Source organism: Bacillus sp. RC252 (assembly GCF_044909215.1).
Lineage (GTDB): Bacteria > Bacillota > Bacilli > Bacillales > Bacillaceae_G > Bacillus_A > Bacillus_A mycoides.
Genome location: NZ_JBIYDV010000011.1, coordinates 21,039 through 35,064 on the forward strand (window position 1 = coordinate 21,039; position 14,026 = coordinate 35,064).

At 35.2% G+C, this 14,026-nt stretch carries 8 protein-coding genes and 1 pseudogene; 3 read left to right on the top strand and 6 right to left on the bottom strand.

Annotated elements, in window-relative coordinates; genetic code table 11:
• Nucleotides 1–186 precede the first annotated feature (186 nt).
• Entirely contained in the window at nt 187–2,376 is a 2,190-nt protein-coding gene (gene topB / locus ABH960_RS16790) for a DNA topoisomerase III (protein ID WP_404446815.1), read from the top strand.
• A 41-nt stretch (nt 2,377–2,417) separates the two neighbouring features.
• Here topB and ABH960_RS16795 read toward each other — a convergent pair whose 3' ends face one another.
• From ABH960_RS16795 to ABH960_RS16810, 4 genes are all read right to left on the bottom strand, one after another.
• Nucleotides 2,418–5,393: a YhgE/Pip domain-containing protein gene (locus ABH960_RS16795; RefSeq protein WP_404446818.1), complete on the bottom strand. Its 2,976-nt coding sequence runs from the start codon at nt 5,391–5,393 to the stop codon at nt 2,418–2,420.
• 305 nt (nt 5,394–5,698) lie between these two features.
• Complete coding sequence (locus ABH960_RS16800) at nt 5,699–6,490, bottom strand: endonuclease/exonuclease/phosphatase family protein (protein WP_404446821.1); 792 nt, start codon at nt 6,488–6,490, stop codon at nt 5,699–5,701.
• A gap of 4 nt (nt 6,491–6,494) precedes the next feature.
• A complete protein-coding gene (locus tag ABH960_RS16805) occupies nt 6,495–8,132 on the bottom strand; it encodes a PTS transporter subunit IIBC (protein ID WP_002140238.1) in 1,638 nt (545 codons plus the stop codon).
• Nucleotides 8,133–8,334: 202 nt separating this feature from the next.
• Nucleotides 8,335–9,999: a glycoside hydrolase family 13 protein gene (locus tag ABH960_RS16810; protein ID WP_404446825.1), complete on the bottom strand. Its 1,665-nt coding sequence runs from the start codon at nt 9,997–9,999 to the stop codon at nt 8,335–8,337.
• 374 nt (nt 10,000–10,373) lie between these two features.
• Here ABH960_RS16810 and ABH960_RS16815 point away from each other — a divergent pair, with 374 nt between their 5' ends.
• Nucleotides 10,374–11,708 carry an FAD-binding oxidoreductase gene (locus ABH960_RS16815; protein WP_404446828.1) on the top strand — a complete coding sequence of 445 codons (1,335 nt, stop codon included), beginning with the start codon at nt 10,374–10,376 and terminating at the stop codon, nt 11,706–11,708.
• 30 nt (nt 11,709–11,738) lie between these two features.
• Here the strand turns inward: ABH960_RS16815 and ABH960_RS16820 are convergent, their stop codons facing one another.
• Complete coding sequence (locus tag ABH960_RS16820) at nt 11,739–12,689, bottom strand: methyl-accepting chemotaxis protein (protein WP_483862329.1); 951 nt, start codon at nt 12,687–12,689, stop codon at nt 11,739–11,741.
• Nucleotides 12,681–13,031, bottom strand: a pseudogene (locus ABH960_RS29560) (HAMP domain-containing protein); the annotation flags it as partial. The gene ABH960_RS16820 and the pseudogene ABH960_RS29560, both read right to left, overlap by 9 nt.
• 210 nt (nt 13,032–13,241) lie before the next feature.
• On the opposite strand from ABH960_RS29560, the gene ABH960_RS16825 reads away from it, so the two are divergent.
• Complete coding sequence (locus ABH960_RS16825) at nt 13,242–13,964, top strand: amino acid ABC transporter ATP-binding protein (RefSeq protein ID WP_002029539.1); 723 nt, start codon at nt 13,242–13,244, stop codon at nt 13,962–13,964.
• The last annotated feature ends 62 nt before the right edge of the window (nt 13,965–14,026 follow it).

Here is a 14,026-nt window from a genome sequence, read left to right on the forward strand (position 1 = left end):
AGTTCTTTACTTTTATAAAATGATAGAGATCAGAACTCTCCTGGTTCAACCATTCTTCGCCTTTATATAAGTAAAACTCTCACACGTATATTTCACCACAAATAACTCAAACCGTCAGCAAGACTGAATAGAACAAAGATGTATGCTATATTTAACGTATGGAAATTTGAAAGGATGTTTTTAAATATGGCAAAAAGTATTGTAATTGCTGAAAAACCTTCTGTTGCACGTGATATCGCACGTGTACTGAAATGTGATAAAAAAGGGAACGGCTATCTTGAAGGTAGTAAATATATTGTTACTTGGGCTTTAGGTCATCTCGTTACATTAGCTGATCCAGAAAGCTATGATGTGAAATATAAACAGTGGAATTTAGAAGATTTACCAATGCTACCGGAGCGTTTAAAACTAACCGTTATTAAACAAACAGGGAAACAGTTTAACGCTGTAAAAAGTCAGCTTCTTAGAAAAGATGTAAATGAAATCATTATAGCTACTGACGCCGGTCGTGAGGGAGAGTTGGTCGCACGCTGGATTATCGATAAAGTTAAAATGCAGAAACCGATTAAACGTCTATGGATTTCATCTGTTACCGATAAAGCAATTAAAGATGGCTTCGCAAATTTAAAACCAGGAAAAGCATATGACAATCTATACGCTTCAGCTGTCGCACGTTCAGAGGCTGACTGGTATATCGGACTTAATGCGACTCGAGCATTAACTACTCGCTTTAATGCCCAACTAAATTGTGGTCGTGTTCAAACACCTACTGTAGCCATGATTGCAAGCCGTGAAGATGAAATCAAACATTTCAAAGCTCAAACTTACTATGGTATCGAAGCTCAAACAGCTGAGAGATTAAAGCTAACTTGGCAAGATACAAAAGGAAATAGCCGTAGCTTTAATAAAGAAAAAACTGATGTAATCGTGAACAAAATTAGTAAACAAAATGCTACTGTTGTAGACATTGATAAAAAACAAAAGAAATCGTTCGCTCCTGGTCTTTACGATTTAACTGAGCTACAACGTGATGCGAATAAAATATTTGGTTACTCTGCGAAAGAAACATTAAACATTATGCAAAAATTATATGAACAGCATAAAGTTTTAACGTACCCTCGTACAGATTCACGCTATATTTCATCTGATATTGTCGGAACACTTCCAGAGCGTCTGAAGGCTTGCGGAGTTGGAGAATACCGTCCTTTAGCACATAAAGTATTGCAGAAACCTGTAAAATCTAATAAATCATTTGTTGATGATAGTAAAGTAAGCGATCATCACGCAATTATTCCAACAGAGAGCTATGTAAACTTCTCAGCTTTCACAGATAAAGAACGTAAAATTTATGACTTAGTTGTAAAACGTTTCTTAGCTGTTTTATTCCCGGCCTTTGAATATGAACAACTAACATTGCGCACGAAAATTGGTGATGAAACGTTCATCGCACGCGGAAAAACGATTTTACATGCTGGTTGGAAAGAGGTTTATGAAAATCGATTTGAAGATGATGATGCAAGCGATGATGTAAAAGAACAAATCTTACCCCGCATTGAAAAAGGCGATACATTAAACATAAAACTAATTGTCCAAACATCAGGTCAAACGAAAGCACCTGCACGTTTTAATGAAGCAACATTACTTTCAGCGATGGAAAACCCAACAAAATACATGGATACGCAAAACAAACAACTTGCTGACACGTTAAAGTCAACTGGTGGATTAGGTACTGTAGCTACACGAGCTGATATTATCGACAAGTTATTCAATTCGTTCTTGCTTGAAAAACGTGGTAAAGATATTCACATTACTTCAAAAGGCCGTCAGTTACTTGATTTAGTGCCAGAAGAACTGAAATCTCCTACACTAACTGGTGAATGGGAGCAAAAGTTAGAAGCTATCGCTAAAGGAAAATTAAAGAAAGAAGTATTCATTTCAGAAATGAAGAACTATACGAAAGAAATTGTTGCTGAAATTAAATCGAGTGATAAGAAATATAAACACGACAACATTTCAACGAAGTCTTGTCCAGACTGTGGTAAACCAATGTTAGAAGTAAACGGTAAAAAAGGTAAAATGCTTGTATGCCAAGACCGCGAATGTGGTCACCGTAAAAATGTATCCCGCACTACAAATGCACGCTGTCCTCAGTGTAAAAAGAAACTAGAACTTCGTGGTGAAGGAGCAGGCCAAATTTTCGCATGTAAATGTGGCTATCGTGAGAAACTTTCTACATTCCAAGAGAGACGTAAAAAAGAATCCGGCAGCAAAGCTGATAAACGCGACGTTCAAAAATATATGAAACAGCAGAACAAAGAAGAAGAGCCATTAAACAATCCATTCGCAGAAGCATTAAAGAAATTAAAATTTGATTAAACAAAAAGGTTCCTACCACTATCGGTAGGAACCTTTTATTTTTAATGAATAATTTTACTTCCTTTTGCGTTCTCAACAAACTTTTCACTTGATTTGTTAATTGGTGTTTTCAGTAATAATGCAGCCACAACCATGATTACTACGAAAGCACTTAACACAAGTAAATCTCTAGTTACTATATCCCAAAGCATTCCACCTACTGTTTCACGAATTGCACTAATAGCATATGTGAATGGCAAGAACGGATAAATCGCTTGGAAGAATGGTGGTGTCATTTGAATTGGGAACGTACCGCCCGATCCTGCTACTTGTAGTACAAGTAAAATAATCGCCATCGATTTCCCAACGTTTCCGAAAATAGAAACGAGTGAGTACACGATACAAACAAATACTCCCCCAATAAATAAACTAAATAACACAAACCAGAACTTATCGACTACGTACGTACCGAGTAAGAATATATCTCCCATTGATACGATAAACGCTTGTGAAAGACCTATCGTTAAGAATGTTAATAAACGTCCGAAGTAAACTTCATGGCTCTTATAATTCGCGCCCTCTTCGTGTACTTCTACCGTTAATAATGAAACCATTAATAATGCGCCTACCCATAATGCAAGCACTGTATAGAATGGTGACATTGCTGAACCGTAGTTCGGCATTGCAAATAATTTATTCTCTTTTAAATTTACTGGATTTGCAAAGTAGTCACTTTGCTTTTCAACATCGTTTTTCAATAAGCGTATGATGTCTTTTATATCCTCTTCAGATTCAAAATCACGAATTTTATCTGCTAATTCTTTAATCTTTTTCTCAGTAGCTGGCATTTCAGCTTTAATATCTGCAATTTTCTTTTGACCATCTACTAAGCCTTTTGATGAATCTTCAAGTAATTTTTTCACATCTGGAAGCTTCTTATCTGCCTCGCCTAAAATTTGAGATGTATTTTTAGACATCTCTTTTGTACGAGCAATTGCTGCGTTAAAGTTTGGAACGATTTCTGAATCATATTTAGCTAAAATGTCACCAATTTGGCCCGAAACATTTTTAGACACTTGATTAATACTTTCAATAACATCTGCTGCTGGTTTTTGACCTTTATTAATAGCGTCAATTCCTTTATCAGTTAAATCGATTCCTTTTTGCAAACCATCTTTTACTTTATTTAACTTAGCAATTGTGCCATTAAGATTTTTATCACTATTCACATCGCCCAAAACTTTATTTGTACTTTCCATAACCGGAATCATATCATTAACTAAATTCCATCCTGCTTTGAACTGTCCATTTAAATCATTTAAGGCTACTTTTGTAGAATCTAATCCATTAACACCTTTGTTACTTAAGTCTTCTCTTGCTTTTTCAAGCTCCGTTTTTAATCTGCTGTAATCATTTACAGCCTTATCATATTTTTCTCTACCATTGTCTAATGCTTCATTTGTTTGGTTTACTAAATCATTTACCGCTTTTATATCTTGATTTAAATTCCCTCTTAACTGCTGAGCATCTTCTTTTACATTTTCAGCTTTGTTTTTCAATTGCTCAGCTGTGCTTACTGCTTTTTCGAAATCTGCTACAAACGTAGCATTATAATCTGCTTCTGCTTGATTTACCAAGTTATTTATTGCATCTAATTTTTTATTAGTAGCGTCTCTTACATCTTGTTTCACTTCTTGCCCTGTACCAATAATATTGGCAATATCTTTAACGCCACCATTTGCATTTTCAATAGCTGATTTAAGGTTTGTTAATTTTTCTATTCTCTTTTGGAAGAATTCTTTTCCAAAATCAGTTGATGCAGACTCTTTAAATTTAGTAAAGACATCAATTAAATATGAAACACTATCTGCTCGACCTTGCAGCGTCTCAGAAACCTTATTAAGATCTTGTTTCGCTTTTTCCGGATCCAAATTACCATTTTGCAACCCGTTTATAACACCTTGTGCATAAGTTGTTCCGACACGTATCGAACTAAAAACATTATTTACAGTTTGATCAATATTTTTAGCAATATTTTTATACCCCTCACCATTCACTTGCGGTAACGCTGGAATTTCTGGTATTTGTGGTACTTGCGGAATAGTTATATTGGGCAACACTGGGAATTTAGCCGGATCTGGAAGTGTCAGATTAGAATCAAATGATGGATTTTTTAAGAAATCCGTAATTGCTGCCGCACTATCTAAACCTTGTTGCATTACAATTAAATTATTCTTAATTGTTCCAGGTGCACGCTTCAATGTTTCATCATTTCTCGCAAAGAATTTATCTAAATTCCCTAACGCCTCTTGCCCATCATTCATAACACTTTCTACAACTGGCAACTCTTTTTGTGCTACTTTCACAACATCTTCTGCCCGAGTCGCATCATCTAATGCCTTATCCACAAGTGTATTCATTTCTGGGAACTGTGCTTCTAACTTAAATACGAGATCCTTGACCTTCTCAATACTCGGTAAGTTAGTTTCTAAATCGATTCCAAGGTCATTGAAGATTTTAAAAATCTCACCGTTTGCTGTTTTAACAAAGTTTTTACTAACCTCTTCTGTAAGACCCGATGCACCTTTAGCTGTAATTTTCGGTGCAATCGCATTTACTTTTTCATTTACATAGTAATCAAGTTCTGGTTTCTGTGGATTTTCATTCAAGACTGTTGCAATCTTTTCAGAAAAATCTTTTGGAATAGTAATACTTGCGGAATAATCTCCACGCTCTACTCCATAAATTGCTTGCTTTTCATCAACAAACTTCCACCCGAAATTTTTGTTCTTCTTAAGTGAATCTACAATTTCTTCCCCGATGTTAATATCTTTCCCTCTTAAATTTGATCCAACATCTTGGTTAGAAACTGCAATTTGGATTCCTTTCGTATTTCCGTAAGGATCCCAAGAAGCTTTAATGTTAAACCATGCATATAACGATGGTAAAATCATTAACCCTAAAACAATAACAATTGCAGCCCAATGTTTGGCTACATTCCGTAAATCTGTCTTATAAATACGCCAAATTTGTTTCATAAAAGTTATCACCTAATTATATATTTTTCCTTCTTTAGAAAATGATACATACATTTTGTAATTATATCACTTTCTACATCGTGGATTAAACGAAAACATACTATTTTTCCCATTAAATATTTCACTTACTTCATTATATAACGAAGTAAAAAAAGTATGCATACAAAATGACCAAATTAGTTTTACATTCAATAATAACAAATATATAGGAAATGTCATAAAAAATACAAGTATTTTCTCTTGGGAATACTTGTATTTATCAAAAAATCCTCACAGCTTTTCATTATCTGTGAGGATTTCTTCTATTATATATCTAATTGTACTTCTACACCGAAATGGTCAGAAATTACATTTCGATTTGTTCCATTAAAAATGACTTTTGAAGAATTAACTGTTTTACTTTGATTGCTTAATATTAGGTCGATTCGTAAGTTTTGTTTATTTTCATCCCAACCAGCAATCTCTCCTTGGACAGTTGTTCCTTCATCCTTCTCTATCGCTAGTTCATATGTGTCATATAAACCTTTTTGCATCATATACTCATAACCCTCTCCTTCCAAACGAGCATTGTTATTAAAATCACCCATTAAGAAGGAAAGTTCATTGCTATTTACACGCTCCACTAAACGATCAACTTGGCCTTTGAATGATTCTTCTTCATCATTCCACCAACCGAGATGGCAAGAATAAAACGTTATATTCTTATCATTATAAGCAATTGTTGCACTTACAATTTTGCGTGTTTTCCAATACGTTGTATCCTTATTTTCTGAGACAAAGAACGTATCTTCCTTTACAATGTTGTGCTTTGTTATAATTGCTAATCCTTCTTCGTACACATCATATCCAATATGAGAGAAATCCCAAATAATATTGTATTCTTTTACATTTAATGCTCTTAACTCTTCTAGCAGTAAAAGCCCAAAATTATCTTTTTTCTTGTTACCGCATACATTTTCAGCTTGTATAGACTGACTTACTTCTTGCAATGCGATCACATCATAATCTTCTTCTTGAATTGCTTTAGCAAGATACTTTATTTTTTCAATTTGATTCTCTTCTTGCCAAGAGTGACAATTTAAAGTTAGCAATTTCATATTATTACGCACCTAACATATCTTGAATATCTGACTTTAATACGTCAGCTTTCGGGCCATATACTGCTTGTACACCTTTATCTTTTACAATAAGTCCTAAAGCACCATTTTGTTTCCATTGTGCTTCTGGTGCAACAACATCTAAATCTTTTACTGTTATACGTAAACGTGTCATACAAGCATCCACGTCAGCAATATTATCTTTTCCACCCAATAAATCAATAACTTTTGTTGCTAATGAACCATCTTGTACATTTCCTGTTCCTTCTGTTGACTCATCTTCATTATCAATATAGTTACCTGCACGCCCTGGCGTTGGTAAATTGAATTTTTTAATTAAGAAGTTGAATAACGTAAAGTTAAGGCCGAAGAACACTAATGAAACAATGACAAAGTTGATTAAATCTCTCGTTAAACCTGCATTGATCATCATTGGTGTACGTGTAATTAACTCAATAAATCCAAATGCATGAACACGTAAATTAATTAAATCCGCTAATGCGAATGCAAGTCCTGTTGTAATTGCATACACAACATATAATACTGGTGCAATAAACATGAACATGAATTCAATTGGTTCTGTTACACCTGTTAAGAATACTGCTAATGCAGCTGATAAGAACATTGGTTTATATTTTGCACGTTTTTCTTTATCAACATTACGGAACATCGCAAACGCAATCCCCATTAACGCTGCCGTTGAGCCGATAACTTGTCCAGCTTTGAAACGAGCTGGTACAACGTTATTTAATAAATCGTTATATGCTTTCGTATCTCCATTTGCTAATAAGTTATTTAAATCTGTAATCCATGCAAGCCATAACGGATCTTGTCCCGCTACAATTTGTCCAACCTTTGAGCCAGTTAACATCGTATATGTTCCGCCTAGCTCTGTGTAGTTCATCGGAATTGTTAACATATGATGTAATCCAAATGGTAATAATAAACGTTCTAACGTTCCATATACAAACGGTGCAATAACTGGTGCACTATCTTTAGATGCTGCAATCCAGCGACCAAATTCATTTAATCCACTTTGGATAAATGGCCATACAAGTGATAATACAATCGCAGTGACTGTAGACCAAACAATTACAACGAATGGTACGAATCGTTTTCCATTAAAGAATGCTAATGCCTGTGGCAGTTTATTATAATTGTAGTATTTGTTATATAAAGTAGCTCCTAAGAAACCTGTGATAATCCCTACGAAAACTCCCATGTTTAATGCTGGTGCACCAAGTACAGAAGTAAAGTAATCTTTTACAAGTAAATCTCCTGCTAAAAATGAAGAAACTGTCGCTTTTGAATCCGTTAACATTTGAGCGTTTACGCCAAATATAGCTCCTGTAATTCTGTTTGTTAAGACGAATGCTAATAGTGCTGCAAATGCACCACCTGCTCGATCCTTCGCCCAAGATCCCCCAATTGCTACTGCGAATAAGATGTGTAGATTTGTAATAATTGCCCAACCGATGTCTTCCATTACTCGAGCAATTGTATGAACTGCGTTAATATCCCCAGCAGACATCCCAATTAACTTACCGATGGAAATCATTAAACCAGCTGCTGGCATTACAGCTACAACCACTAATAATGCTTTCCCGAACTTTTGCCAAAAATCAAAAGACGTAATTTTCATCTGTTCTTCCTCCCCTTTATTTATAACAACATAATGATTTAAATTATAATTTCTGTTTCTCTTATGAAAACGATTCCTTATGTTACTTTTTTCTCTTTACGCAACCGTTTTCATAAATCTATTTTAATAAAAGCGTTTTCACATTGCAATAGAAATTTATTTTTTTTCATAAAAAAAGATGCTCAAGGAGCATCCTTTTTCATTATGAAATGCGATAAACCCTTGTTTCATAAGGTTTTAACGTGATTGTAGTTATTTGTTCATGTTCCGCAACTTTATAGTTATTTAAAAGCAAACGTTTGCGTTCTAATGCGAATAAACTCTCATTATACACAGCTTCCTCTTTTGAGATATTACTAATTACAATGACTTTTTCATCCTGTAACGTACGTGTATATGCATAAATTTGTGGATCGTCTTCTAAAAGTAAATCGTACGTACCGTAGTTCAGTACATCGTGCTCTTTTTTCAAGGCAATCATTTTCTTATAGAAATTGAAAATAGAGTTCTCTTCATTTTTTTGCTTTTCAACATTAATTTCTTTGTAATTTGGATTCATGCTAAACCAAGGTGTACTTGTTGTGAAGCCAGCATTCATTTCATCGTTCCACTGCATAGGTGTACGTGAATTATCGCGGCAAGAAGCCCATATAATTTCCATCATATCTTGATGTGATACGCCCTCTGCAATTTTCTCACGATATAAATTTTTAATTGCTACATCATCGTAATCTTCAATATTTGGGAACTGAACATTTGTCATACCAATTTCTTGTCCTTGATAAATAAACGGTGTGCCGTGCATAAAGAAATACATCGCTCCTAAAGCCGTTGCACTTTCACGCCAATATTCTTTATCATTTCCCCAAGTAGACACAATACGTGGCTTATCATGATTTTCAATATATAAAGCATTCCATCCCTTATTTTCTAAACCTTTTTGCCACTTTGTTAATACTTTTTTCAACTCAACAACGTCAAGGTCTTTCTTCTTTTCTGCATCCCATAAGCTTAAATGCTCAAATTGGAATACCATATTGAATTTACCGTTCTCTTCTCCAACCCAAAGATCAGCATCTTCAACTTTCACACCATTTGCTTCTCCAACAGTCATAATATCGTATTTAGCAAATGTGTTTTCTTTTAATTCTTCTAGTAATGGCTGAATACCATTTACATTCATATGTTTGTCAAAAGAAGGCACATACTTTAACCCTTTTGGGTTTGGCATATCCTTGAGGCCATCTTCTTTTTTTATATGACTAATCGCATCGACGCGGAAACCATCAATACCTTTATCAAGCCACCAATTAACAGTATCATATAAAACTTCACGAACTTCTTTATTCTCCCAGTTCAAATCTGGTTGTTTACGCGAGAATAAATGTAAATAATATTGCTCTGTCACTTCATCATATTCCCATGCAGAACCATTAAAGATACTTTCCCAATTGTTTGGTTCCGCGCCGTCTTTCCCATCCTGCCAAATATACCAATCACGCTTCGGATTGTCTTTAGAAGAACTTGATTCAATAAACCATGGATGTTCATCACTTGTATGATTAATAACTAAATCAATAATAAGCTTCATGTCACGCTTATGAACTTCATCTAGTAGTATATCAAAATCTTCCATCGTACCAAATTCATCCATAATATCTTGATAGTCACTAATATCATAACCATTATCGTCATTAGGTGATTTATACATTGGACAAATCCAAATTACATCTATACCTAAATCTTTTAAATAATCCAGCTTTGCAATAATCCCCTGTAAATCTCCAATACCATCACCATTTGAATCCATAAAGCTACGTGGATAAATTTGATAAGCGACAGCTTCTTTCCACCATGTCTTATTCATACTAATTCTCTCCTTTTGCATCCCATCGGATTTTTTATGCAAACGTTTTCGTAACACTATCATAACAAAATATGAATAGTTTGCAACTGTTTTCATTGAACTCTATGTAGTTTCCTTATTCTTATGCCTTATTTATTTCTCACAAAGATAAAGTGAAACTTTAATCGTTAAGGAGATGTCCATTCCCCGCTGATTATTAGCCCTTACCAATCGAGCTTTTACGAGCAGCCTATCTTCTTTGTTTCAGCCGGATTGTCTTACTGCTCGCAAATAACGGGATAAATCTAACCCTTCTCTTCTTCTCGTCCATGCGTGTTAAATACACTCTTCATATACTAATACAAGCTCATATTATTTCAGAAAGGAGATATAAATTGAAACAAACAAAATTAACTGGTCGTATCGTCGTTCCCTCGGATCCTAGGTATGACATAGCCCGAATAAATTTAAATTTAAGCATTCCAAAATTTCCTTGTATTATTGTTTTTTGTCAAAATAAAAATGATGTGTGTAACGCCTTAAAATGGGCACGTGAGCGTCATATACCATTTCGCTTAAGAAGTGGACGACATAGCTACGAAAATTTCTCTCTTTTAAATGGCGGGCTTATTATTGATGTGAGTGAAATGAAGCAAATTACGGTTAGTACAGAAAAATTAACAGCAACAATTGAAGCGGGTGCAAATCTTGGCACTGTGTATAAAGAACTTTGGAAATATGGTGTTACAATACCAGCTGGCACAAGTGCAAGTGTCGGAATTGTGGGGTTAACACTCGGCGGTGGCATTGGCATGCTTTCACGCTTATTTGGACTAACATGTGATCAATTAGTAGAAGTCGAAATGGTACAAGCGTGCGGGAAATTTGGTGCAAAAACCATTCGTGCAAATGAAAAGGAAAACCCTAGCCTGTTTTGGGCATGCCAGGGTGGTGGTGGTGGAAATTTCGGAATTGTTACTTCCTTAACTTTCCGGGTCCATCCTATAAAAAACGTCTCCATTTTCTCACTCACATGGGAATGGGAAGACTTTATTGCTGCATTTCAAGCTTGGCAAAACTGGGCACCTTATATAGATGAACGTCTCACTTCATCAATTGAATTATTCTCTAAACAACGAAATAAAATCGAGGTGAAAGGTGAATTTGTCGGCTCTCCTTCTGAACTCTATCCTCTATTATCTCCTCTTCTTGAAACTGGTAATCCTTCTCTCTTTATAGATGAAGTTCCGTATATAAAGGCTGTTCAATTCTTTAATAGCGGCAATATTCCTGAAAAATTCAAACGCTCTGGTTCCTACGTATATAAACCTATCCCTCTTAAAGGTATTCAAATCTTACAATATTTTCTTTCTCATGCACCAAATAAAGATGCGAGTATTTGGCACCAATCACTCGTAGGTGCTGTAGAAAACATTTCGCCTAATGAAACAGCTTATTTCCACCGCAAGGCAATTATTGCTCAAGAATATATTACTTCTTGGAAATGCAACGATGAAGAAAATCGAAATATACGCTGGGTTAAAGATTTACGGGAAAGCTTAGATCCTTACACACTAGGAGACTATGTCAATTGGCCCGATATCGACATAAAAAATTGGCAAACTAGTTATTATGGCTCTAATTTTCAAAGGTTGCGTAAAGTGAAGACAGCATATGACCCTTGTAATGTTTTTCGTTTTCAACAAAGCATTCCTCCTTTCCATATGTAAAAAGGAAGAACAGAATTCTGTTCTTCCTTTTTACATTGAAAATCGTTCAATGGTTTGTTTCAAGTCCGCTGCTTGCTTCTCTAAATCCTTTAATAATTGATCGATTACTACCATATTTTTAGATTGTTGCAACGTCACACGTGCCACTTCTTGTGAACCAGCTGATGTTTCCTCAGCAATTGCTGCTACAGCCTTCGTCTGTGCTCCTGTTTGATGAATGTGACTCACTTGCTCGTTCATATAGCTACTAATTTGCTTAGTTGCATCGGCAACTTCCATAATGCTTGATGACATTTCTTTTAAAATTAATTCAGTAGCTTCTCCTCGTTTTGCCTCTTCTTTAGCTGTTTTCACTTGCTCCGTCATTTTCAATGCGACTTGTTGCACTTCCTCTTGCATATTTCGTAATAACTGCGATATATTTCTTGCAGAATGATCGCTTTCATCAGCAAGTTTACGTACTTCTTCAGCTACAACTGCAAAGCCCCTTCCATGCTCTCCAGCACGAGCTGCCTCAATAGAAGCATTTAATGCTAATAAATTCGTTTGACTAGCAATCTCACTCACAACAGAAACAATATGTTCTACTTGTTTCATTCGTTCTTCTAACTTCTGTACATTTTGCATCGAATCTTCATTCTCTTTTGCCAATGTTTGAATGCCTTGAATTAAAGAAGTAAAGACACGTGTACTTTGTCCTAAAGCTTGAACCATTTCTAAAGACAACTCGTCGGACTTTTTTGCTTTTTCTTCTACTTCACTCGCAATAGAGGTTGTTGTATCGACAGTTGAAACAATCGCCTGAATGGAAGCTGCTGATTGCTCGGCGCCAGAAGAAATCTCTGCAAGAGTTTCAGACACACCGCGTGCTTGCTTTGTCGCTTCCTCTGTTTGTCTTCTAATTTGCTGAACTTGATTATTTGTATACGAAAATGTAGTATCAATATTTTTTACCATACCTCTTAAGTTCCCTAGCATCATATTAAATGCAACACTTAAAGATTTAATCTCATCATCTACTTTTGGCAACGGGACATCTTCACGAATATCACCATCAGCCGCTTTCCTTGCTGCTTCTTCCAACTTTCGAAGTGGTTTAATTAAAAATATTGCTGCCCCATACGCTAAAATTCCAGACCATACTACACCTAATAACATAACGATAATATTATAAACAGTTTGACTTACATAACCTTGAAAGTAATCATATATAACGTAAATGAAAATTAAACTTGTTGAATATGTAATGAAAGCTAAAACTGTAGTAAATAACATAAGCTGTATACGCAAGCCAAAGGAAAATATTTTTCTTTCTTTTCCCATCTCTTCTTTCCCCCTTCTTATAAGCAATATAAGTACTACCTATATATTATTATCCATATTTTCGTTATAGAAAGATATAGGGATTTTAAAAATCATTATTTCTTTGAATATTAAATCCCCTGAAAAAAATAAAGGATTCTGACAATTTATGACTAATAACAGAAATAAGGGGCAACATTTGTAAAATATATTTTTGACTGGGGGTTTTGTATGATTCAAGTTCGAAATCTAGTAAAATCATTTGGCTCACTTGATGTTTTAAAAGGAATTGATTTAGAAGTAAAAGAAAAAGAAGTTGTTGTTTTAATCGGTGCCAGTGGTTCCGGCAAAAGTACATTACTTCGCTGTCTTAACTTTTTAGAAATGTACGATGAAGGTGAAATTCACTTACAAGGTGAACGAATTGATCCAAAGCATTCAAATTTAAACAAAGTCCGTGAAAATGTCGGTATGGTTTTTCAACACTTTAACCTCTTTCCTCATATGACCTCACTAGAAAACATCATAGAAGCACCTATTCACGTAAAAAAATTGGAGACAGCAGACGCGAAGGATGTTGGGAATCAACTCCTACAAAAAGTCGGCCTACAAGATAAGGCGGATGTAACTCCTCACCTACTTTCAGGTGGTCAAAAACAACGCGTTGCGATTGCACGAGCTCTTGCTATGAACCCTAAAATTATGCTATTTGATGAACCTACCTCAGCCTTAGACCCTGAACTTGTTGGAGAAGTATTGCAAGTTATGAAAGAACTTGCTGAAGAAGGAATGACCATGATTATTGTTACTCATGAAATGAATTTCGCAAGAGATGTAGCTGATCGCGTCATATTTATGGATGACGGAAAGATTGTAGAGGACGCTCCGCCAGCACAATTCTTTTCAGCTCCATCACATGAACGAGCAAAACAATTTTTACGCAACGTTTTATAATGTAATTTCTGTTTCAAATGAAAAGAAATACATCCATACGGTGCACAACTAATTGTCCAAAT